Source organism: Streptomyces tubbatahanensis (assembly GCF_022699385.1).
GTDB classification, from domain to species: Bacteria; Actinomycetota; Actinomycetes; order Streptomycetales; family Streptomycetaceae; genus Streptomyces; species Streptomyces diacarni.
On the sequence record NZ_CP093846.1, the window covers coordinates 6,963,385 to 6,985,946 of the forward strand.

The 22,562-nt window shown below is 73.6% G+C and carries 20 protein-coding genes and 1 pseudogene; 12 read left to right on the forward strand and 9 right to left on the reverse strand.

Translation table 11 applies throughout. The annotated features are described in order from the left end of the window. Both MMF93_RS29840 and MMF93_RS29845 read left to right on the forward strand, forming a co-directional pair. Positions 1-804, forward strand: coding sequence for a DeoR/GlpR family DNA-binding transcription regulator (locus tag MMF93_RS29840; RefSeq protein WP_242757851.1), 804 nt, complete (start codon positions 1-3; stop codon positions 802-804). A 61-nt stretch (positions 805-865) separates the two neighbouring features. After that, entirely contained in the window at positions 866-2,371 is a 1,506-nt protein-coding gene (locus MMF93_RS29845) for an FGGY-family carbohydrate kinase (protein WP_242756276.1), read from the forward strand. Between the two features lie 85 nt (positions 2,372-2,456). On the opposite strand, the gene MMF93_RS29850 is transcribed toward MMF93_RS29845, so the two are convergent. The 4 genes from MMF93_RS29850 to MMF93_RS29865 form a co-directional block, all read right to left on the reverse strand. Next, positions 2,457-2,942 (reverse strand): GNAT family N-acetyltransferase, encoded by a 486-nt coding sequence (locus MMF93_RS29850; RefSeq protein WP_242756277.1) that lies wholly within the window; start codon positions 2,940-2,942, stop codon positions 2,457-2,459. Then, complete coding sequence (locus MMF93_RS29855; RefSeq protein WP_242756278.1) at positions 2,911-4,449, reverse strand: MFS transporter; 1,539 nt, start codon at positions 4,447-4,449, stop codon at positions 2,911-2,913. The genes MMF93_RS29850 and MMF93_RS29855 overlap by 32 nt, the downstream gene beginning before the upstream one ends. Next, complete coding sequence (locus MMF93_RS29860) at positions 4,446-5,240, reverse strand: GntR family transcriptional regulator (RefSeq protein ID WP_242756279.1); 795 nt, start codon at positions 5,238-5,240, stop codon at positions 4,446-4,448. The genes MMF93_RS29855 and MMF93_RS29860 overlap by 4 nt, the downstream gene beginning before the upstream one ends. Positions 5,241-5,377: 137 nt before the next feature. After that, a complete protein-coding gene (locus tag MMF93_RS29865) occupies positions 5,378-6,253 on the reverse strand; it encodes a phosphotransferase enzyme family protein (protein ID WP_242756280.1) in 876 nt (291 codons plus the stop codon). Between the two features lie 182 nt (positions 6,254-6,435). Between MMF93_RS29865 and MMF93_RS29870 the strand changes: the two genes are divergently transcribed. From MMF93_RS29870 to MMF93_RS29880, 3 genes and pseudogenes are all read left to right on the forward strand, one after another. Continuing rightward, positions 6,436-7,272, forward strand: coding sequence for a polysaccharide deacetylase family protein (locus MMF93_RS29870; protein WP_242756281.1), 837 nt, complete (start codon positions 6,436-6,438; stop codon positions 7,270-7,272). A gap of 163 nt (positions 7,273-7,435) precedes the next feature. Continuing rightward, positions 7,436-7,966, forward strand: a complete 531-nt coding sequence (locus MMF93_RS29875; RefSeq protein WP_242756282.1) for a lytic polysaccharide monooxygenase auxiliary activity family 9 protein — start codon at positions 7,436-7,438, stop codon at positions 7,964-7,966. Positions 7,967-8,536: 570 nt separating this feature from the next. Further along, a pseudogene (locus MMF93_RS29880) lies at positions 8,537-9,439 on the forward strand (MFS transporter); the annotation flags it as partial. 359 nt (positions 9,440-9,798) lie between these two features. On the opposite strand, the gene MMF93_RS29885 reads toward MMF93_RS29880, so the two are convergent. Beyond that, entirely contained in the window at positions 9,799-10,959 is a 1,161-nt protein-coding gene (locus MMF93_RS29885) for a baeRF2 domain-containing protein (protein WP_242756283.1), read from the reverse strand. 368 nt (positions 10,960-11,327) lie between these two features. On the opposite strand from MMF93_RS29885, the gene MMF93_RS29890 reads away from it, so the two are divergent. From MMF93_RS29890 to MMF93_RS29915, 6 genes are all read left to right on the forward strand, one after another. Beyond that, positions 11,328-12,116, forward strand: a complete 789-nt coding sequence (locus MMF93_RS29890; RefSeq protein ID WP_242756284.1) for a PTS sugar transporter subunit IIAB — start codon at positions 11,328-11,330, stop codon at positions 12,114-12,116. Between the two features lie 80 nt (positions 12,117-12,196). Beyond that, entirely contained in the window at positions 12,197-13,849 is a 1,653-nt protein-coding gene (locus MMF93_RS29895; protein WP_242756285.1) for a PTS ascorbate transporter subunit IIC, read from the forward strand. Between the two features lie 112 nt (positions 13,850-13,961). Continuing rightward, positions 13,962-14,765: an alpha/beta fold hydrolase gene (locus MMF93_RS29900; RefSeq protein WP_242756286.1), complete on the forward strand. Its 804-nt coding sequence runs from the start codon at positions 13,962-13,964 to the stop codon at positions 14,763-14,765. 80 nt (positions 14,766-14,845) lie between these two features. Continuing rightward, positions 14,846-15,568, forward strand: coding sequence for a nitroreductase family protein (locus MMF93_RS29905; protein WP_242756287.1), 723 nt, complete (start codon positions 14,846-14,848; stop codon positions 15,566-15,568). A 19-nt stretch (positions 15,569-15,587) separates the two neighbouring features. After that, positions 15,588-16,514: a phosphotransferase family protein gene (locus MMF93_RS29910; protein WP_242756288.1), complete on the forward strand. Its 927-nt coding sequence runs from the start codon at positions 15,588-15,590 to the stop codon at positions 16,512-16,514. A 142-nt stretch (positions 16,515-16,656) separates the two neighbouring features. Then, a complete protein-coding gene (locus MMF93_RS29915; RefSeq protein ID WP_242756289.1) occupies positions 16,657-17,688 on the forward strand; it encodes a glutathione S-transferase family protein in 1,032 nt (343 codons plus the stop codon). Positions 17,689-17,764: 76 nt separating this feature from the next. Here the strand turns inward: MMF93_RS29915 and MMF93_RS29920 are convergent, their stop codons facing one another. Continuing rightward, positions 17,765-18,367, reverse strand: coding sequence for a 2'-5' RNA ligase family protein (locus MMF93_RS29920; RefSeq protein ID WP_242756290.1), 603 nt, complete (start codon positions 18,365-18,367; stop codon positions 17,765-17,767). A gap of 117 nt (positions 18,368-18,484) precedes the next feature. On the opposite strand from MMF93_RS29920, the gene MMF93_RS29925 reads away from it, so the two are divergent. Continuing rightward, a complete protein-coding gene (locus tag MMF93_RS29925) occupies positions 18,485-19,933 on the forward strand; it encodes a membrane-associated oxidoreductase (RefSeq protein ID WP_242756291.1) in 1,449 nt (482 codons plus the stop codon). Positions 19,934-19,948: 15 nt separating this feature from the next. Here the strand turns inward: MMF93_RS29925 and MMF93_RS29930 are convergent, their stop codons facing one another. From MMF93_RS29930 to MMF93_RS29940, 3 genes are all read right to left on the reverse strand, one after another. Continuing rightward, positions 19,949-21,340, reverse strand: a complete 1,392-nt coding sequence (locus MMF93_RS29930; RefSeq protein WP_242756292.1) for an NADP-dependent succinic semialdehyde dehydrogenase — start codon at positions 21,338-21,340, stop codon at positions 19,949-19,951. 80 nt (positions 21,341-21,420) lie between these two features. Next, positions 21,421-21,615, reverse strand: a complete 195-nt coding sequence (locus tag MMF93_RS29935; RefSeq protein ID WP_114022481.1) for a hypothetical protein — start codon at positions 21,613-21,615, stop codon at positions 21,421-21,423. Positions 21,616-21,751: 136 nt separating this feature from the next. Then, the gene (locus tag MMF93_RS29940; protein ID WP_242756293.1) at positions 21,752-22,171 is read right to left on the reverse strand and encodes a CBS domain-containing protein; all 420 of its coding nucleotides are present in this window, start codon (positions 22,169-22,171) and stop codon (positions 21,752-21,754) included. Positions 22,172-22,562: the final 391 nt, after the last annotated feature.

Consider the following 22,562-nt stretch of genomic DNA (forward strand, 5'->3'; position numbering starts at 1 on the left):
ATGCCGCACTCCGCGACGCCGCCCACCGGCACCGCCCGCTCGCGCGAACGGCGCAGGGAGCGCATCACCGAATTCGTCCTGGCACACGGCACGGTCACCGTCACCTGGCTCGCCGAGGCCGTGGGTGTCAGCGTGATGACCATCCACCGCGATCTGGACGCGCTGGCCGTGCGCGGCGTGCTGCGCCGCTTCCGCGGCGGCGTCTCCGCGCAGCCCACCAGCGTCTTCGAGAGCAACCTCGACTACCGCCTGGGCGTCCACGTCCCGCAGAAGGAGGCCGTCGCCCGCACCGCCGCCGCACTGGTCGAGCCGGGTATGTCGGTGATGCTGGACGACTCCACCACCGTGCTGGCGCTCGGCCCGCTGCTGCGGGACAAGGCGCCGCTGACCGTGCTGACCAACGCCCGCCGGATCGTCGACGTCTTCGCCGGGTGCGAGGGGATACGGCTCCTCGCGCTGGGCGGCGCCTACTCGCCCACCCACGACTCCTTCCTCGGCGTCCCCTGCGTGGAGGCCATCGAGGCGACGGCCGTCGACCTCGTGCTGGTCAGCACCTCGGCCATGGACGCGCACACGACCTTCCACCAGGAGCAGGACGTCGTCCTCGTCAAGCGCGCCATGCTCGCCTCCGGTACCCGCAAGGCGCTGCTGATGGACCACTCCAAGGTGGCCCGCACCGGGCTGCACCGGCTGTGTCCTGTCGCCGACTTCGACCACGTCGTGGTGGACGACGGGGTCCCCGGAGGACTCGTGGCCGACCTGCGGGAGCACACCGAGGTGCGGGTCGCGCCGGTGGGGGAGTGACCCCGGGCCCCGTTCTTCACACAACACATGTGAATTTCACGCACGGAAAGGGAAGCCCGTCATGCACAGCACCACCCCGGCCGCCGGAGCACGCCCCGGCGCCGCCCCGGCGCCGTCGCCCGTCGTCGCCGGGATCGACGTCGCCACGGCCGCCGTCCGCGTCCTGTGCGTCGACGCCCACGGCACCGTACGGGCCGAAGGCAGGGCCGAACTGCCCCGGCCCGTCCGCGGCGGCGAAGGACGCAGCGAGCAGGACGCCACCCGCTGGTGGCCGGCGACGGCCCTGGCACTGCGCCGGGCCACCGCGATGCTGCCCGCACGCGGCGCCGAGGTGAGAGCCGTCGCGGTCTGCGCCACCTCCGGCACCCTCGTCCTCACCGGCACCGACGGCACACCGCTGGCACCCGCCTCCATGTACGACGACCGCAGGGCGGCCGGCCTCAACGCCCGCGCGCAGGAAGCCGGCGCCGCCAGATGGCGAGCCCTCGGACTGACCGTTGGACCCACGGCCGCGCTGGGCCGCGTCGCCTGGTACGCGCGCCACGCGCCCTGCGACCCGCGCGCCGCGCGCATCGCCCACACCCCCGACCTGCTCGGCCGCGCACTGACCGGCGCACCCGTCGCCACCGACTGGAGCCACGCGCTCAAGACCGGGTACGACCCCCGCGCCGGTGAGTGGCCCGCCGACGTCCTGGACGCGCTGGCCATACCCGCGCACTGGCTCCCGCCCGTCCAGCCGCCCGGCACCCCGGCAGGTACCGTCTGCGCCCGGGCCGCAGCCGAGACGGGGCTGCCCCAGGGGTGCGAGGTGCGGCTCGGCATGACCGACGGCTGCGCGGGACAGCTCGCCACCGGCGCCGTGTCGCCGGGACAGTTCGTGGGCGTCCTCGGCACCACGTACGTCCTCAAGGGCGTCACCCGCGACCTGGTCACCGACCCCTCGGGCGCCCTCTACAGCCACCGGCACCCGGACGGCTGGTGGCTGCCGGGCGGCGCCTCCAGCACCGGCGGCGAAGCCCTCGCCCACCGCGCCCCCGAGCAGCTGGCCGCGCTCGACGCCGCGGCCGAGCGCTCCCCCGCCACCTGCGTGAGCTATCCCCTGCGCCGGGCGGGCGAACGCTTCCCCTTCGTCAGCGGCGCCGCGCACGGCTTCACCCTCGGCACCCCGGCCGACGACGCCGACCTGCACCGCGCCGACCTGGAGGGCGTCGCCTTCCTCGAACGGCTCGCCCTGGAGCGGATCCGCGCGCTCGGCGTCTGCGTCTCCGCCCCGCTCCACACCGCGGGTGGCGGCAGCCGCAGCCGCCTGTGGACGCGCATCCGGGCCACCACGCTCGGCATCCCGCTGCGGGTCGCGCCGCACGCGGAGACCGCCCTCGGCGCAGCGCTGCTGGCCGCCACGGGCACGCTGCACCCCTCGCTGGAGGAGGCGGCCCGCCACATGACCGCAGCCGGGCACACCGTCGACCCGGTGCCCGAGGAGCAGCCTGCCCTGGACGAGAGCTACGCCCGCTTCGTCACCGAACTGACCCGCCGGGGCTGGCTGCCCGCGGCTCCTCCCGGGTGAGACCCGCGGCTGTTCCTCCGCGGGACCGCGGCCCGGGATGGCGACACGCGTCCGGCGTAGCGCGCCAGGGGGAGCGCCGCCCGGCTCAGCGCAGCGGTTTCGCCATGAGGTGTTCCCGCGCGCCCGAGGGCACCGGGTCCCCGGTCCGGCCGGCCCGGACGAAGCCGTGGCGCTCGTAGAGGGCGAGCGCGTGGACGTTCCCCGGGAGCACCGCGAGTGACAGCGCGCGAACCCCCGACCGCTGTGCCCATCCCGTCACGAGGGAGAGCAAGCGGTCGCCCAGCCCCTGGCCGCGCACGGTCGAACAGACCCACAGCGACCGCACCTGGGCGACCTCCGCGCCCTGCGGTACGCCCCGCACCAGCCCCACGGGCCGCTCGTCCTGAGCCCCCACGGCGACGACGTTGAACGTGCCGGTCATCTCCAGCCGTGCCATCCACTCCTCCTCCCCGCCCCGGTACCAGTCCGCGAGCCCCCTCTTGTAGGCGTCGGGAGCGTCGGTGAGGGCCGCGAGCCGGGCCGCGCGCCACAGCGTCCGGTCAGGTGCGGTGCGGATGCGGGGTCTGGTCATGGTGGGGAGTCTGCCCCGTGGGCTGGTGGGGCAGGCCGTCGCGGTGTCCAGGCGGGAACCAGAGGGCGACGGCGAGGGCCGTCAGGGCGATGAGGGCGGCCAGCGTCCACATGGCGGTGTGCATGCCGTCGGTGAAGGCGTGCACGACCGCCTCCAGCCGGCCGGGGTCCGAGGTGCGGGTGCGGGCCTCGGCGACGGTGCTCGGCGCTTCGGGGCCCCGCAGCGGTGCGGGGAGCCGCGCGGTGAAGACCGCGGTCACCAGGGTGCCGCTGACGGCGATGCCGAGGGCGCTGCCCAGTTCACGGGCCAGGCTCTGGAGCCCGGATCCCGTGCCGGCGCGTTCGGGAGGGAGCGCGGACATCATGGCGTGCGAGAGCAGCGGGGTGGCGATGCCGCAGCCGAGCGCCGTGAGGGTGGCGCCCAGCCCGTAGACGGCGTACGGAGTGTCCGCGGACACGGTGGTGACCACGCACAGCCCCGAGGCCAGGACGAGCATGCCCCCCGCGGCCGTGGCCCGCCGCCCGGCCCACCTCTCCAGCAGGAGCCCGCAGCGCGGACCCGCCAGCAGCCCCGCGGCCATGGGCAGGAGCCGGACGCCGGCGCCCAGCGGGCTGTACCCCTTCGCGTACTGGAGGTACTGGCCGTTGACGTACATCAGCCCGAACATGCCGAGGAACAGCGCGGCCATCCCCAGCGCTCCGGCGCGCACGGCGGGCCGTAGGAAGAGCCGGGGGTCCAAAAGCGGGTGCCCGGAGCGCAGTTCGTGCCGCACCCACCAGGACAGCAGCAGGGCCGAGGCCGCCGCGGCGAGCAGGACGGGACGGCTCGTCCAGCCGGACTGCGGACCCGCGACGATGCCGTACAGCAGGGCGAGGAAGCCGGCCGTCAGCAGCGCGGTGCTGCCGGGCGCCAGCGGCCGGGGATGGCGGCCTGTGACGGGCGCCGCGACGGCCGCCAGCGCCAGCGCGAGCAGCGCGAGCGGCAGCAGGCACCAGAACAGGCTGCGCCAGGTGCCGTACTGGATCGCGGCTCCGCCGCCGAGGTTGCCGAGGACGGCGGCGAGCCCGGTCATGGAGGCCCAGACGGCGACGGCGCGCTGGCGCCGGGCCTCGGGGACGCCGTCCACGAGCAGGGCCAGCGTCGTCGGCAGTACGGCGGCGGCGCCCGCTCCGCTGAGGGCGCGCCCGGCGATGAGCACCCCGACGTGCGGTGCCAGCGCGCACAGCAGGGAGCCGAGCGTGAAGACGCCCATGCCGCTCAGCAGCGTGCCCTTGCGCCCGGCGCGGTCGGCCAGCGCCCCGGCGGGGATCAGCAGGCAGGCGAAGACGACGACGTAACCGTCGACGACCCACACCACCTGCGCGGCGGACGGCCGCAGGGCGCTCGCCGAGAGCGCGGGGATGGCGAGGTTGATGGCGGAGACCATGCCGACGACGAGCGTCACGCACAGGCACATCGCGGCCGTCAGCAGCCGTGGCGCCCCCCTCCGCGTCGTGGGGGCGCTCACCGCGTCCGCTCCCGGCCCGGCCCGCGGCCCGGGGGAGCGGCCACCTGGGCGTGCAGGACGAGCCGGTCGCCGCGCAGGTGGATGAACTCCAGGTCGGCGGGGCGCCCGTCGGCGAGGCTGGTCAGCCGTTCGACGGTCAGCACCGCGCCGCCGCTCTCGGGCATCCGCAGGACGGCACGGGTCGCGGCGTCGGCCGTCACCGCCTGGACGCGGACCTCGGCGCCGCCCAGCGGCGTGCCCGCCACGGACTCGATGAGGTCGAAGACGTCCCGGTGCTCCAGTGCCTCCCTCTCCAGCGCCAGCAGCGGCTTCCCGATCCACGGCAGCAGGTACGTCGAGTCGAGCGAGAGCGGCACCCCGTCCAGGCTGCGCAGCCGCTCCAGATGGACGGCCTCCTCCCCGTCGCCCAGCTCCAGGCGCCGGGCCACGGCGCGGGGCGGCCGCACAAGCCGGGCCTCCCGCACCTGGTTGACGACGCTGCCGTGGTGGTGGAGGACCTCGGCGAGGCCCGCCAGCTCGCCGAGCGGGTGTGCGTAGGCACGGCCCACGACGACGGTGCCCACACCCCGCCGGCGCTCCACCAGCCCCTCGTCGCGCAGCAGTGCGAGCGCCTCGCGCACCGTGTTGCGGCTGACCGAGAACTCCGCGACGAGCGCGCGCTCGTCCGGCAGCACCCCGCCGCCGAAACCGCCGCCGAAGCCGCCGTCGAGCACCTGGCGGCGCAGCACGTTCGCCACGCGCCGCGCACGGTCGGCCCGAGAGGAGCCGGCCTCGTCCGCTTCCGTGTCCATGGGCACGACGCTAGGTCAGCGGTGTTGCGGCAGCGTTACGCCACCCCGTCTGACCTGGGCCGACGCTCTGAGCAGCGGTTTCGTGGCGGAGTCGGCGCACTCCGCCACCCGCGCCCGCGGCATGGGGCCCGCGCGGCTCAGAACGGGTGCCAGCGCACGGTGGGGTCCGCCTCGCGCAGCGAGGCCACCCGCCGCCGGAACTCCGCGAGCGCCGCCGGGTTGCCCGGCGCGTGCTGGGAGACCCAGGCGCAGCTGGCCGTCTCCCGCGCCCCGCGCAGGACGGCGCACCCCTCCCACTCGCGTACGTCCCAGCCGTAGGTCGTGCAGAACGCCTCGTACTCCGCCTCGGGCAGGCCGTAGCGGTCGTGGCTGAGCGCCATCACCACCAGGTCGTGTTCGCGCAGGTCGCCGGCGAAGGTCTCCAGGTCGACCAGGAGGGGGCCCTCGGCGGTGACGTGCACGTTGCGGGGCAGCGCGTCGCCGTGCACCGGGCCGGGCGGCAGGTGCGGGACGAGCCCGGGGAGCGAGGCGATGATGTCGTCCCTGCGGGCGCGCAGAAACGCCGCGTCCTCCCTGGGCACCGCGTCCCCGGCCAGGCGCAGCCACCGCTCGATCCCGCCCAGCAGCTCGCGCGGTGGCAGGGCGAAGGGCGGCTCGGGCAGCGCGTGGACGAGCCGCAGCAAACCGGCCAGATCCGCGGCACCGGCGGGGCGTACGGCGGCGGGCAGCCGCTGCCAGCAGGTGACGGGGTGGTCCCCGACGAGCCGCGCCTCGGGCTCCACCGCGCGGACCGCCGGAACCCCCTCTTCCTCCAGCCAGGTCGCCACCCGCAACTCGTGCTCCGCGCGGGCCAGCAGTTCGGGGGTGCGGCCGATCCGTACGACGGTCTCGTCCAGCGCGAAGACGGCGTTCTCGCCGAGCGACAGCAGCCGCGCGCTGCCGCCGGGGCCGCCGGTCGCCGCCGCCAGCACCTGACGGGCCAGGTCCTCGGTGAATGTCGCGCTGCTCGCCATCGCCTGTGCTCTCCTAGCTGTCGGTCGGTTCGTCCTCAGGCTGCCAGGTGCCCACGCCTGCGCAGGTGCCGCCCCGGCTCGAATGCGGCGTATCTCTCATCTCCGGGGCGCAACCGTGGTTCTGCCCAAGTGGTCTGCATCATTGACAAGCACGGGCAAAAACGGGCAGTTGGGAGCAGGAGTTGCACAGCAAGCGGGGCAGCAGGCCGTCGGTCGTGGCGATGGCCGCCGCGGCGGGAACGGTGGCGGTGGGTCTGCTGACGGCGTTCGTCCAGGCGAGCACCCAGGACTCGGGGGCCGGCGCGCACCCGGGGTGGGACCGGAGTCTGCGGGCCACACGGGTGCCCCAGCAGGCCGCCGCCCCGCACGGCAAGCCGAAGGCCAAGCCGCACAGCGGCGCCCGGGCGCCGCGGAAGGTGAGCCGCGGGATAAGCCATCACACCGAGAAGGGCGGCCGTACGGTGGCGCTCACCCTGGACGACGGCCCGCACCCGGAGTGGACCCCCAAGACGCTGGATCTCCTGCGCGAGTACCACGTCAAGGCGACGTTCTGTCTGATAGGCCCGAACGCCGAGCGCTATCCGAAGCTCGTGCAGCGGATCGTGGCCGAGGGGCACCGGCTGTGCGACCACTCGGTCGACCACGACACGGGGATGGACCACGAGCCGGTCGCCTACCAGGAGCGGCAGATACTCGACGCCAAGAAGATGATCGACAAGGCGTCGGGCGGTGCGCCGGTGTACTACTACCGGGCGCCGGGCGGTGCGTTCACGCCCGACAGCCGGCGGATAGCGGCGGGGCACGGCATGCGTCCGCTGGGCTGGATCGTCGATCCCGGCGACTGGCAGCGCCCTGGCGCCGACGTGATACTCCGGCACGCCGAGGAGCAGACCGGCGACGGCGCGGTGATCCTCTTCCACGACGGCGGCGGTGACCGCTCGGAGTCGTACGAGGCGCTGCGGCAGTTCCTGCCCTGGCTGAAGGAACAGGGCTACGGCTTCGGGTTCCCGAAGGCCTGAGCCCCGAAGGCCTGAGTCCCGAAGGCCTGAGCCCCGAAGAGCTGAGCACCGAAGACCTGAGCCCCGAAAAGCTGAGCGCCCGGAGGCTTGACCGGGACAGGTCAGCCGCTAAAGTCTAGACCAATCCCCGATGTGTGCTCTCCGTCTCACCGAAGGAGCTGAGATGCACAAGAAGCCGTCCATCCAACGGAAGTTAGCGGCACTGGCAGGTGTCGGGCTCGCGCCCGTGCTGGTGCTCGGGCTCACCGCGACCCCGGCCGGCGCGCACGGCTGGGTCACCAACCCGGCGAGCCGCCAGGACCAGTGCGCCCGCGGCGTCGTCCAGTGCGGCCAGATCAAGTGGGAACCGCAGAGCGTCGAGGGCCCCAAGGGGCTCAAGGACTGTGCGGGCGGCAACTCCCGCTTCGCCGATCTGCGCGACGACAGCAAGGGCTGGCACGTCACCGACGTGGGCAGCTCGACCACCTTCACGTGGAACGTGCCCGTCAAGCACGCCACCAGCACCTGGCAGTACTTCATCGGCAACACGAAGCTCGCCGAGTTCAACGACGGTGGAGCCATACCCCCCGACCAGGTCTCGCACCACGTCGACTTCCAGGGCTTCACCGGCAAGCAGAAGGTGCTGGCCGTGTGGAACATCGCCGACACGGCCAACGCCTTCTACGCCTGCGTCGACGTCAACATCGGCGGCTGACGCCCGCCATCCGGCCCCGCGCCGGAAGCACCCCCCACGTCCGTCCGCTGCTCAACCCTCAGTGCGACGGGCATCCCTCGGCCACCCCCTCCCCGGGGTGGCCGAGGCCGTTGTGCGCGTACCGGCCCTGGCGGCGCCCGAGGAAGGCGCCGTGTGGAATTCGCGGTTTGCGACTCGCCCTCGCGCGGAAGTTATGCGTGAGCAACGGATTTCGCGGCCACAGTGGTCGCACGCGTCACGGGCAACTCTCTTTTCCCGTGGGCCAGTCGAGGCCCGCGATGGCGACACGCCGAATCCGGCTGTGCCGCGGGACGGCTTCGCGGAAGTTTTTCGGCCCGACTGCCTTGATTCCAGGGCGAGTTCACGAGAGGCGCCGAATCCTATTATGGGCAGCCTTATCGGGAAACCGTTTGCTCTAATCCCGGATTGCGGCACGCTTCATTGCAAGAACGGCCCGCCGTGGCGAGCCGGGAAACCCCAACGTCCCACTCCTGCAAGGAGGTCCCGTTGCCCCTTGCCCTCCTGGCTTTGGCCATTGCGACATTCGGTGCCGGTACGGCCGAGTTCGTGATGATAGGTCTACTGCCCGAGGCCGCATCCGACATGGGAGTCAGCATCTCCGATGCGGGCGGCTACGTCTCTTTCTACTCACTCGGTGTCGTCATCGGCGCACCCCTGCTCACCGTCGCCGGTATGCGGGTCGGCCGTAAGACGATATTGCTCGCGATGACGTGTCTGTTCATTTTCGGAAACATCGCGTCAGCTCTGGCACCGAACCATGAACTCCTGTTGGCAGCACGGCTGACCGCCGGATTGCCGCACGGCGTGTTCTTCGGAATCGGTGCGGTCGTCGCCGCGGGACTCGTGCGGCCCGAAAGACGGGGCCGCGCGCTGTCGGTGGTGCTCGTCGGCGTGCCGATGGCCAACATCGTCGGCTCTCCGCTGGGCACCCTGCTGGGCCAGACGGTCGGCTGGCGGTGGACGTTCATCGTCGTCGCGGGGATCGGCGTGTTCGGCCTCATCTCCCTCGCGGCCCTGATCCCCGCGCAGCAGGAGCCCACCCGGGGCAGCGTGCGCGGTGAACTCGGCCTCTTCAGGAGACCGCAGGTCTGGCTCGCCTACGCCGTGGTGGTGTTCGGCTTCGCCGGCACCTCGTCCTTCTACACCTACATCCAGCCACTGGTGACCGAGGTCAGCGGCTACACCCCCACCGCGGCGACGGCGCTGCTCGCGCTGGCCGGGGCGGGGATGACCGTGGGGACGCTCCTGGGCGGCCGCCTCACCGACTGGCCGGTGCGGACCATCTGCGGCGCGCTGCTGACGCTGTCGCTGTCACTCGCGATGATCATGGTCACGGCGCAGAACACCGTACTGGTGGCCGTGAACGTGTTCCTCACCGGTATCGCGGGCATGGCCGCCATCCCCAGCGTGCAGGCACGCATCCTCGACCACGGAAGAGACGCACCCGAACTGGGTTCGGCCAGCGTCCAGTCGGCGTTCAACATCGCCAACTCGCTGGGGGCCTCCCTCGGCGGCATGGTGATCGCCGCGGGCTTCGGCCTGACCTCGCCCAGCTGGCTGGGCGCGCTGCTGGCGCTGACCGGTGCCTGTTTCGGACTGCTGTCCGGCTGGCTCGACCGCAGCACCCGCTCGTGGGAGGTCCCGGCCTCCGCACCCTCCTTCAAGAGCGTCAAGTCGGAAGCGTTATGCAACCGAGCAGGTGCAGAACCCCGTGGCGCGGGACGGTTCGTCCGTTCCGCGCCACGGCGCTGTCCGCAGCCACGGCGGCCGGCCCGTGCCGGAGCTCACGGGTTCGACGGTTTCCACGGCCGTCACGGCGAGGCGGGCGCGGGGCCCTCCGCGTGGGTCCACCGCAGCACCGCGCCCATACCGCCGACCGGCAGGTCGTCCTCCTCCGACGCCACCAGCACCTCCGCGTCCGTCGCCGCCGCGCTCCGCAGCAGCGCGTCGTCGGCGCGGGCCGGCACCGGCTCGGTGGCGCCCAGGTACTGCAACTCGGAGCGGCGCACCGCGACCTGGTCGCAGCTGTCACCGACCCACACCTCCCGCTCCCGGTCGAAGCCGCCGGGCCGCACCACCAAGGTGCCCACCCGGTGCTCCCGCGCCGCCTCGACGAGCGAGGGAACGCCCTCGGCGACGGCGGCCTCCGCGGAGCCCGCTGGGCCAGGGGACCCCGGTGTGTGGGCAGCGCGCAGCCGGGAGAGGGCGTCGTCGGTGTGCCGCTGGACGAACTCCTGGCGGGCCCGTTCGGTCTCCCGGTCGAGCAACTCGGTCGCGGAACCCGCCGCACGGCCGCCGTGCGAGGTCTCCACCGCGATGCCCCGCAGGTGCTCGGGCAGCTTCTCGTGGACGGCGCGCCGCTCTCGGGGGTCACCGCTGAGTACCAGCACGTCGGCACCCGACTCCTGGAAGCGGGAGGCGATGGCGTCGGCGATCACGCCCGCGTTGCTCTCCCAGGTGTTCTCCACCTTCAGCTGGAAGTGCCTCTCCGACGGCTCACCCGTGGAGGTGCGGTGCACCGGCCAGTCCTCGCCGCGCGCCTGCCCGGCCTCCCGGGTGCCCCGCGCGTCGGCCAGTTCGAAGTCGGCGCCCGTGCGGTCGATCCGCGCCGTCAGGCACAGCGGGTTCTCGCCGGTCAGCTCCGGCAGCGGTGCCAGGTGGGGCAGTGCGGACCAGCACACCTGGGTGCGGTCGGGCGCCCGTGTCAGCGGCAGGTCCAGCACGACCTCGCCGTCCGCCGCGAACACCACGCTGCCCTGCGGCTGGGTGCGGGGCGACAGCGTCTCCAGGTACTCCGTGACGGCGTCCACGGTGGCCGCCCCGGCCCCCTGCCGCGCCAGCTCGTCGCCCGCCGCGCGGGCCGTCAGGCGGCGCTCGTCCCCGGCGGTCTCGGTGGCCCGTGCCGTGCCCACGTAGGCGGTGGCCCACGGTCCCTTCCGCTCGAGGAGGGGGGCGAGGGAATCGAGGCGCATGGTTCCTCCCTGCGTCGTCGAGGGGGCGATGTGCACATGTGTGTCAGGGGCGTGGCCGCCCCGAGGCGCCGGTGCCTGTATCGGCCCTGGCACGCCCGTCCGCGGCCACCGGCACGTCCGGTCGCCCCGCACGCCCGGTGGTCCCGCGCGTCCCGGGCGTCCCGTGGGCTCCACGGCCACCCGCGGTTCCTGCGGGTACCCCTCGCCTCGGGTCCCGACACGATCCCCCGCACCCCGGCACGATCCGCGTCTCGCACCCCGGCACGATCCGCGTCTCGCACCCCGGCACGACCCCGCGCCGGCCGTGCCGGCGAGCGGGGGCCGCCCCACCGCTGTGCGCCGGGGCGGGTACATGCCAATATCCGGGGATGGCGTCACTGAGCGAACTCCTGCCCACCGAGGCGATCCGGCTGGACGCGCCCGCAGCCGACTGGCGCGCCGCCCTCCGCACGGCCGGTGACCTGCTGGTCGCGACGGGCAGCGGTACCGACGCCTACACCGACGAGATGATCGGCAACGTCGAGGAGCACGGGCCCTACATCGTCCTCGCCCCCGGCTTCGCCTTCGCGCACGCCCGGCCTTCCCCCGCGGTTCGCCGCACCGGCATGGCGTGGGTGCGGCTGGCCGAGCCCGTGCGCTTCGGGCACGAGTCCAACGACCCCGTCACCCTCGTCGTCGCGCTCGCCGCCGAGGACTCAGGGGCGCACACGGCGGCCATGGCGGCCCTCGCCCGGCTGCTGGGCGACCCGGCCACCGAAGCCGCGCTGCGGTCGGCGCCAGGACCCGAGGCGCTGCGCCGGGTACTGGAAGGCGAGGAGCCGGACGAGCACGGCGCCCGCGAGGCGCCTTCCGCCCGGCCGCACGCCCAGCCGGTGCACAAGATCCTCACCGTGTGCGGCAACGGGCTCGGCACCAGCCTCTTCCTCAAGAACACCCTGGAGCGGGTCGTGGAGCGCTGGGGCTGGACGCGGCACCTCACCGTCGAGGCCACCGACACGATCTCCGCCAAGGGCAAGGCGTCGGAGGCGGTGGCCGTCCTCACCTCGCGGGAGATCGCCCAGGCCCTCGGGGACATCGGCGTCCCCGTGCGGGTCGTGGCGGACTTCACCAGCGGCAAGCAGGTCGACGCGGCGCTCCGCGACATCTACGACGTCTGAGTGCCGAGGGCGGGCGCCCAGGCCGGCGCCCGCCCCGGCACTCCCCACCGCACCACCCACGGCACGAGGCGGAAGGCTCCATGGACTGGCTGGTCACGATCGCGACGTTCCTCGTCAACGAGGTGCTGAGCGTCCCCGCGTTCCTCATCGGTCTCATCACCGCGGCCGGACTCCTCGCACTGCGGAAGCCCGCGGGGCAGGTCGCCGGCGGTGCGATCAAGGCGACGCTGGGCTTCCTGCTCATCAACGCGGGCGCCGGACTCGTCGTCAGCTCGCTCGCCCCGCTGGGCGAGATGATCCAGGGCGCCACCGGAGCGCACGGGGTGATCCCCACCAACGAGGCCATCGTCGGTATCGCGCAGGAGCGGTTCGGCGCCCGTGTCGCCTGGCTGATGATCGTCGGCTTCGGGCTCGGGCTGCTGCTGGCCCGCTTCACCCCGCTGCGCTACGTCTTCCTGACGGGCCACCACATGCTGTTCATGGCGACCCTGCTGACCATGGTGCTGGCGACCGCCGGGCTGAAGGCGTGGGCCGTCGTCGTGGTCGGCGGCGTGCTGCTGGGGATCCTCCTGGTGTCGGTACCCGCCTTCGCCCACCCGTGGACCAAGCGCATCACCGGCAACAGCAGCGTCGCCCTCGGCCACTTCGGCACGGCCGGCTACGTGACGGCGGGCGCCGTCGGGCAGCTCGTCGGCAGGCGCAGCCGCAGCACCGAGGACATGAAGCTGCCCGAGGGGCTGCGCTTCCTGCGTGACTCGATGGTCGCCACGGCGCTGTCCATGCTGCTCATCTACGTGACGATGGCGGTGGTGTACGTCGTCGAGGCGGGGCGGCACACCGCCTTCCAGGCGTTCGCCACCGGTGGCGGCGCGCCCGCCGAAGACCTCGGCGACTACCTGATGCGGGCCGTCATGCAGGGCCTGCAGTTCGGCATCTCCGTCGCGGTCATCCTCTTCGGCGTCCGCACGATCCTCGGCGAACTCGTCCCCGCCTTCCAGGGCATCGCGCAGAAGGTGGTGCCGGGCGCCGTCCCCGCGCTGGACGCGCCGATCGTCTTCCCTTACGCGCCCAACGCAGTGCTCGTCGGATTCCTGGCCAGCTTCACCGGCGGACTGTGCACCCTGGCGCTGCTGGCCTGGCTGCTGGGACCGGCCTTCGGGCTGGCCCTCGTGCTGCCGGGGCTGGTGCCGCACTTCTTCACCGGCGGCGCCGCCGGTGTCTTCGGCAACGCGACCGGTGGCCGGCGGGGCGCGGTACTGGGCGCGTTCTGCAACGGGGTACTGATCACGCTGCTGCCCGCCGTCCTGCTGAAGGTGCTGGGCGCCTTCGGGGACGAGAACACGACGTTCGGAGACGCCGACTTCGGCTGGTTCGGCTCCCTCGTCGGCTTCGCCGCCAAGGCGGGCGGTGCGGGCGGCATCGCCCTGATGCTCGTCGTCGGCGGCGCCGTGCTGGCGGGGGCCGTCGTGGTACAGAAGCGCGTCGTCGACGCCGGCTGGGACCCGGGCGCGCACCGGGACGCGCCACCGCCCGAAGCGGCCGTCCCGGATGCTGCTCCCTCCGGTGCGTCCGGCGGCGCCGCCCTGGGCGCGGTGGAGTCCGGCGCGGGAATCGGCGTTCCGGCGCAGGGCTCGGGCACGACCGCCGGGCCCGGCGAGGCGGGACCGCGCCGCTATTCCCGAGTCCCGCCACCCGTCGGCGCCCCGGCCCCACCCCCGCCGCCCGAGGAGTGAACGGGCCCCGCACCGGGGCGAACCGCGCTCCCGCAGCCGGCCGCCTTCCGCCCCGTTGTCAGTCCCCGCTGATAGAACTCGGCACAAGGACACCATCCAGGGAGGGACCGACATGAGCGCACGGAGCGTCACTTCGGCCGACGGCACCACTCTCGTCCACGAACGGTTCGGGGACGGGCCGCCGGTCGTGCTGGTCGGCGGGGCGATGAGCGCGCGCGGGGCGGGCGAACCGCTGGCCCGGCAGTTGGCCGTGCTCGGCATGTCCGGCGTGGTCTACGACCGCAGAGGCAGAGGCGACAGCGGGGACACCCCGCCCTACGCGCCCGAGCGGGAGGCGGAGGACCTGGCGGCGGTCGTCGGCGCGCTCGTCGCGGAGGAGGGCGGGGGAGCGGTGCACGTGTTCGGGATGTCGTCCGGCGGCATCGTCGCGCTGAACGCCGCGGCCCGTGCGGACCGGGCGTTCGAGCGGCTGGTCCTGTTCGAGCCGCCGTTCACGGGAGCCGCGGGGCAGCCGCAGGCCGCCTCGCACGCCGCGCGTCTGGCCGAGCTCGTCAGCGAGGGCCGCCGCGGGGAGGCGGTCGCCTACTTCATGGCTCAGATCGTGGGTCTGCCGCCGCAGGCCGTCGAGGGCGCGCGGCAGTCGCCCGCGTGGGGCGAGATGCAAGAGCTCGCCCACACGCTCGTCTACGACACGACGCTGCTGGGAGACGCGGACCTGCCGGCCGAGGCGCTGGCCGCGGCGGACCTGCCCGCGCTGGTGCTCAGCAGCGACGCGAGCACGCCCGTACTGAGGGAAGCGGCCCGCCTCACGGCCCAAGCGCTGCCGCACGGCGGCCATCGCGCGCTGGCCGGCGCGTTCCACCACGTGCCACCGGAGCAACTCGCTCCGGTCATGCGGGACTTCCTGCTCGCCTGACGCGCACGCCGTGGGGCGCGCCCGGCGGACGCGGAACCGCAGGCCCCGGGTGGCGCCCCTTCGTCCTACACTTTCCGATCATGTCAATCGACGCCGGGAACCCCGCCCCCTCGCAGCCCCCGCTCTTCGACACCATGGCGACCATGCGCGCCATGCGGCGGCTCAAGCCCGACCCCGTGCCGGACGCCTTGCTGGAGCAGCTCATACAGGCAGCCGTCTGGGGCCCCAGCGGGGGCAACATGCAGCGCTACGAGTACGTCCTGGTCACCGACCGCGCCGTCATGCAACGGCTGGCCCCCCTGTGGAAGCGCTGCGTGGACGCCTACCTGGCCACCACGGGCAAGCACGGCCCCGAGGGCATGGACGAGGCCGCGTACGGGCGGATGGTCGCCGCCATCGAGTACCAGCGCGACCACTTCGCCCAGACCCCGGCGCTCGTCATCCCCTGCTACCGCATGCCCGCCCAGGCGCCGGACGAGGATGGGCTGCGCCGCTCCGCCGAGGCGCTCGGCGAGAGCGCCAGCGCACAACTCGCCCGCATCCAGGAGCGCTTCGCGGCGCTCGCGGAGGGCTCGTGCGTCTACCCCGGGGTGCAGAACCTGCTGCTGGCGGCGCGCGGGCTGGGTCTCGCCGCCAACATCACCATCTGGCACCTGATGCTGGAGGCGGAGTGGAAGCAGGCGCTGTCCATCCCCGAGGACATGCACACCTTCGCCGCGATCCCCGTGGGCTGGCCCCGGGGCACCTTCGGACCGGTGCGCCGGCGCCCCGTCGCCGAGGTGCTCCACCGCGACGGCTGGTGAGCGGTGGCGGGGTCCCACGGTGAGTGACGCACCGGCGGTGCCGCAGGCCGCGCTGACGTGGGCGGCCCGCGCCGTGGGCCCGCGGGCCCGGGTACGCCACGTGCGGCGGTTGCCCGGCGGCACCCACGCGGCGACGCACCTGCTGCGCATCGCGCCGCCGAAGACCGAGGTGGTGCTGCGCCGCTTCCCGCCCCGGGACCCCGCCCCCGCCCGGGAGGCGGCGGTGCTGCGCGCCCTCGACGGGCTCGACGCCCGTGCGCCACGACTGCTGGCCGTCGACCCCGCGGGGCGGCACTGTGGTGCACCGGCCGTGCTGACCTCGCGGGTCCCGGGCGGTGCCGACATCAGGCCCGCTGACCCCGAGGCCGCCGCGCGCCGTCTGGGCGCCGCGCTCGCCCTCGTCCACGCGGTGCCCCGCGCCAGGCTGTCCGGGCTCCGCGACTGCATGGCGGCGGCCCGTTTCTCCGCACAGCGCGCGGGGGAGCGTACGGACGAGGGACCTGCCGCACCGGTGGTCGCCGCGCACGAGGAACGGCTGGCCCGCCAGCCCCGCGTGCTGACGCACTTCGACTACTGGTCGGGCAACGTCCTGTGGGAGGGAAGCGCACTGTCGGGGGTGGTCGACTGGTCCGGTGCCGGGTCGGCACCGCGCGGCCTCGACGTGAGCTGGTGCCGGCTCGATCTCGTCCTGCTGCACGGGCCCGTCCTGGGCCACGCCGTGGCGGACGCGTTCCATGCGGCCTACGAGAGCGCCGCGCGCACCGAGGTGTCCGACCTGGTGCTGTGGGACCTGTTCGCGCTCCGGAACGCGTACCGTTCCGTCACCACCTGGCTGCCCAACTACCACGGTCTGGGCCGCACCGACCTGACCGGGGAGGATCTGCGGGCGCGTCACACGGCGTGGACGGCGGCCCGGCTGCATGCCTGGCGGAAGGGGCGGAGCTGAGCGGCGCGGCCGGTCGTGACGTGCGGGTATCACCGGGCGTATCACCGGGCCTCCGCGTCGGTACTCGGTATGGACAGCACCCTGGTGATGGGATGCCGTCAACGCGGGGAGACCCGCAGCCCGATTCTGAGGAGGAACCGGTATGAGCAGCCCTGCCACCGGCGAAGGCGCCGGGAACACCGAGTACGGCCGCAAGGCGTTCAAACGGTCCAAGAGCCACTTCGCCGACCGCATCACCGCCGACGGCCGCGACGGCTGGCCCGTGGAGCCGGGCCGCTACCGGCTGGTCGTCAGCCGCGCCTGCCCGTGGGCCAGCCGCGCCCTGGTCTCACGGCGGCTGCTGGGACTGGAGGACGCGCTCTCGCTCGGCGTCACCGACCCCATCCAGGACGACCGCAGCTGGCGCTTCACCCTCGACGCCGACGACCGCGACCCGGTGCTGGGCATCCGCTTCCTGCACGAGGCGTACGACAAGCGGGAGACGGACTATCCGGGCGGGGTGAGCGTCCCGGCCATCGTGGACGTTCCCAGCGGCAAGCTGGTCACCAACGATTTCCAGCAGATCACCCTGGACCTGGCCACCGAGTGGCGGGACCTGCACAGGCCGGGCGCGCCCGACCTGTACCCCGAGGCGTTGCGCGACGAGATCGACGAGGTGGCCGAGGGGATCTACCGCGACGTCAACAACGGGGTCTACCGTGCGGGGTTCGCCACCTCGCAGGAGGAGTACGAGGCCGCCTACAGGGACGTCTTCCGCCGTCTCGACCAGGTGTCCGAGCGGCTGCGTGACCAGCGCTACCTGGTGGGCGACACCCTCACCGAGGCGGACATCCGGCTCTTCACCACGCTGGTGCGGTTCGACGCCGTCTACCACGGCCACTTCAAGTGCAACCGCAACAAACTGGAGCAGGACCCGGTCCTGTGGGGCTACGTGCGCGACCTGTACCAGACACCCGGCTTCGGCGACACGGTCGACTTCGACCACATCAAGCGCCATTACTACGTCGTCCACACGGGCGTCAACCCGACCTCCATCGTGCCCGTGGGCCCCGACCTGTCGGGCTGGCTGACCCCGCACCACCGCGAACAGCTCGGCGGGCGCCCCTTCGGCGACGGCACCCCGCCCGGCCCCGTGCCCACCGGAGAGGAGATCCCGGCCGACCACCGGCCCTGAGCGGCCGGCCGCGCGCTGCCCCAGCCCGGCCACACGCTGCCCCTGCCCGGCCACCGCTCTGGCCGGCCGGGCACCCTCACCGCCCCAGCGGGAAGTCGAGCCAGGGCAGCCAGCGGCCCTCCTCGTGGACGACCAGGTCGACGGAGTCCACCCGCGCCGTCACCGGAAGACGCGCGCGCAGGTGGGCTTCGGCGCGCGTGTGCACGTCCTCGCCGCCGCTGTTGGCCACCGTCAGGTGCGGTGCGAGCTCGCCGAAGAGTCCGCCGTACGGAGGGTGGGAGGGCCACCGCCGGGCCACCTCGGCGGTCAGGGCGCGCAGGGGCGCGGCGGGTTCGGGCACCAGGTACAGGACGCCGGGGAAGCGGCCGCAGTCCGCGAAGGTGAGCGTGAAAGCGGACTGCGCCGCGAACAGGTCGCGCAGCGCCGCGCGTTCGGCTGCTGTGATCAGGTCGCGGGGCAGGAAGGGGAAGAGCACGGTCACGTGGGCGACGCCCCCGTGCCGTGCCGCCGTGTCGTAGCGTGCCCGCCAGCCGCGCACCACCGCGTCCACCTCGGGTACGGCCACGCTCAGCGCCGTCGTACCCGAGGCGACCGGCCAGCCCTCCTCCGCGCCGCCGTCCGCGGGCCCGGCCGCCGAGCGCGTCGCCGGGGCGTCCCGCCCGATCTGAGTACCGTCCACGGACGGCACGCTAGCGGGCGCCCCGCACCGGCCGGGCGGGCGGGTGTCCGGCGCCCGGAACGCGCCCGCACAACGCCGCGGTTGACGCGCTCGTGGCCTGCCGGAAGAGTCGCGGGCGTGGAGAGCGAAGAGCTGACGGATGCTGAGCGGCGGATCGAAGAGGCGTTCCCCCGCGGGGGGACGGTGGATCTGACCGGCGCCGACGACCGGAACGTACGCGCCCGCATGCTGCGCTCACTGCTGCTGCGGGCGCCGTCGGAGGACGGCGAGATACCCGCGTTGCGGCTGCGGGGTGCACGGGTCACCGGAGCGCTCGACCTGCACTCGGCGGTGGTCTCGTGCCCCGTCTCGCTGACGGACTGCTTCTTCGACGAGCCCGTCATCTTCTACGGCGCCGAGTGCCGGGGGCTGTCCCTGCGCGGCTGCCGGATGCCGGAACTGTGGGCGACCACGGTGCGGGTGGGCGGGGCGCTGCGGCTGAGCGACTGCCGGGTGGCCCGGCAGGTGCGGCTGGGCGGAGCGCGCGTCGAGGGCGCGCTGTTCCCGGAGCGCGCCGTGCTGGGAGCCGAGCCGGACGCCGAGGGGCGCGGCCCCGCGCAGGCGAGGGCGCTGGGGCTCGACCACGCCACCATCGGCGAGGACCTGCGCGCCACCCACCTGACCTGCTATGGGCAGGCACGTCTGGACGGCCTGTCCGTCACGGGCCACATCGGCTTCGACGACGCGCGCTTCCTGCACCCGGCGGGCACCGCGCTCCAGGCGGAGACCGTCACGGTCGGCACCGACCTGCACGCCATGCGGGTCCACGTCGTGGGCCGGGTCAACCTGCGCGGCTCCACCGTCCCGGGCCAGCTCAACCTCGCCTACGCCCGGCTGTCCAACCCCGGCGGCGTCGCGCTGCGAGCCAGCAGCTGCACGGCGGGGGAGCTGTGGCTGCGCGAGGCCCGGCGCATCGAGGGCACCGTCAACCTGCGCCGAACCAGATGCGACCTGCTGCACGTCAGCCCCGAGGTCTGGCCGGCCTCCGTCCGTCTGGACGGCCTCACCTACACCACCCTGGCCCCCACCCTCCCCGCCGCGCGGCGCCTGGAGACGCTCACCCGGGACGGGGACGGGTACGTGCCCTTCGCGTACGAACAGCTGACCGCGGCCTACCGGCACATCGGCGACGACGCGGCGGCGCGCTCGGTGCAATTGGCCAAGCAGCGCAGACACCGCACGACCCTGCCGCTGTACGCGCGGCTGTGGGGCCATCTCCAGGACGCGACGGTCGGCTACGGCTTCCGGCCCATGCGGGCCGCCGGATGGCTGGCCGGGCTGCTCCTGGTGGGGACGCTCGCCTACGGGCTGCACCCGCCGCGCCCCCTCAAGGCGGACGAGGCCCCCGGGTTCAACGCCCTGGCCTACGCCCTCGATCTGCTGCTGCCGATCGTCGACTTCGGGCAGGAGAAGGCGTACGCACCGCAGGGCGGCTACCAGTGGCTGGCGTATCTGCTGATCGTCGCGGGCTGGGTGCTGGCCACCACCTTCGTGGCGGGCGTCAACCGCACGGTGAGCAGGAACTGAGCGCGCACGGCACGCTCAGGAGGCACGCCAGACCGTGGTGGCGTTGCAGAACTCGCGGATGCCGTGGCCCGCGAGTTCGCGCCCGTATCCGGAGCGCTTGACGCCGCCGAAGGGGAGCGCGGGGTGGGAGGCGGTCATGCCGTTGAAGTAGATGCCGCCCGCCTCGACGTCCCGCACGAAGCGCTCGGTCTCGGCCTCGTCCCGCGTCCAGACGTTCGAACTGAGACCGAACGAGGTGTCGTTGGCGACCTCGATCGCCTCGTCGATGTCGCGCACGCGGTAGAGCGTGGCGACCGGGCCGAACGTCTCCTCGCGGTGGATGCGCATCCGGTCGGTGATGCCGGTCAGCACGGTCGGCTCGTAGTAGAAGCCGCGCTCCAGCCCCTCCGGGCGACGGCCCCCGCACAGGGCCTGCGCGCCCTGCGCGAGCGCGTCGGTGACCAGTTCTTCCAGGTCCTCGCGGCCCTGCGCGCTGGAGAGCGGGCCGACGTCCGTGCCGGGTTCCATGGGGTCGCCGACCGTGAGGTCGCGCATCCCCGCGGTGAACCGTTTTGCGAACGCGTCGTAGACGTCCGTGTGGACGATGAAACGCTTGGCCGCGATGCACGACTGACCGGCGTTTTGCACCCGCGCGGTCACCGCCGTGCGGGCCGCGGCGTCGATGTCGGCCGAGGGCATCACCACGTAGGGGTCGCTGCCGCCCAGTTCCAGTACGGTCTTCTTGATCTCGTCCCCGGCGATCGAGGCCACCGAGCGGCCCGCTCCCTCGCTCCCGGTCAGGGTCGCGGCGGCCACCCTGCGGTCCCGCAGCACCGACTCGATCGCGCTGGAGGGCACCAGCAGCGTCTGGAAGCACCCGGGCGCGAAACCCGCCCGGTGGAAGAGGTCGCCCAGGTAGAGCGCGGTCTGCGGCACGTTCGAGGCGTGCTTGAGCAGCCCGACGTTGCCCGCCATGAGCGCGGGCGCGGCGAACCTGATGACCTGCCACAGCGGGAAGTTCCACGGCATGACGGCGAGCACGGGGCCCAGCGGCCGGTAGCAGACCTTGGCCCGTACGGCGCCCGCGTCCTGGACGTCGTCCGCTGCCGGGTACTCGTTGGCCAGCAGCGCCTCGGCGTGCGCGGCGTACCAGCGCATCGCCTTCACGCACTTGGCGGCCTCCGCCTCGGCGGCGGTCAGCGGCTTGCCCATCTCGGTGGTGATGACGCGTGCGACGCCGCTCGCCTCCCGCTCCAGCAGGTCCGCCGCCGCGTTCAGCAGCCGGGCACGCTCCTCGAACGTGGTGGTGCGGTAGGTGCGGAAGGCCGCGTCGGCCTCCGCGAGGCGCCGTTCGATCTCCTCGTCGGACAGCGGGTCGAACGTCTTGAGGGTTTCGCCGTCAGCGGGGTTCACCGTGGCGATCGGCATGGGTGCGGCCTCTCAGCGGTCCGGGCCGGCGCTCGGCCGGCCCTGGTTGCTTCCGGTGTGGTCAGCGGTTCTTCCCGGGGTCAGCCCTCGGTGGCGGGCGGCACGTCGTCGGGGTCGTAGTCGTCCACCCCGGCCTCGACGCGCTCCTCCTCGGTGCGCCGGGCCAGCTCGTCGTCGTCGGGCTTGTCCGGCATGCCGCCGTGGATCCGGCGCTCCTCGGGCCCGCGGATCTGGTCCGGCTCGTTGCCCGCCTGGTCGGGTTGGCGCTTGGACATCTCCAGCTCCTCACCTCGAATAGGTGCCGTTCGTGCCTTTTGCTCTCGTTCCTCCCGTCCAGGGAACACCCATCCGCCGCGCCACACCAAGCGGAGCGGCCGTCCGCGGGGGCTCTGCCCGAGGGGCTGCCGCTCCTCAGGTGTTGGACGAGGAGGTGCTGATCTCGCTCAGCGTCGAGTCCGTGTCGTGTTCGACCGCCAGGTCACCCAGCGCCACCACGCCCACGGCCTCGCCGTTCTCGACGACCGGCAGCCGCCGCAGCGCGTGCTCGCGCATCAGTCCGACCGCCCTGCCGACCTCGTCGTCCGGCCCGACGGTGACCAGCTGCGGGCTGCACGCCTCCCGGACCGTCGTCCGGTCGGGATCGAGTCCCTCGGCCAGCACGCGGATCGCCAGATCGCGGTCGGTGACCAGCCCGCGCAACTCGTCGCGCTCGGTCACCAGTACCGCGCCGATGTCCTCGTCCCGCATACGCTGCGCGACCTCACCGACGCCGGTGAGCGTGCCCACGGCGACCGGCGCCGCGGTCATGACGTCGTGCACCTGCTGAACCATGGTCCGCCTCCTTGCTCGCGGGTGGCGGCGGGGAGCGCCGCCGCGGAACCGGCGGGTACCCGGCGTCGCCCCGCTCACGCCGTCCGGCGAGGAGAGCGCCCCTGCCGACGTCGCACCGCGGGTCAGGCGCGTTCCGCGCCGGCCAGGCGCCGGGTACCAGGACCTCTCGTTTGGATCTTGCTGGGCTCGCGGGCCCCGGCACGCACTCTCGCGGCTGGGGGCGCCCCCGGCCGGAGGTTGGGGGAGTCAGTCGCCGCTTCCCCCAGGGCTCGGCTTCGCTCGCCCCGGGAGGTGCCCCCACGCAGGGACTCCATCCTCCGCCTTGCGAGAGCACGCACCGGAACCCGCTCCCTGATCCAGCCAGATCCAAACGAAAGGCCCTAGGGTCACG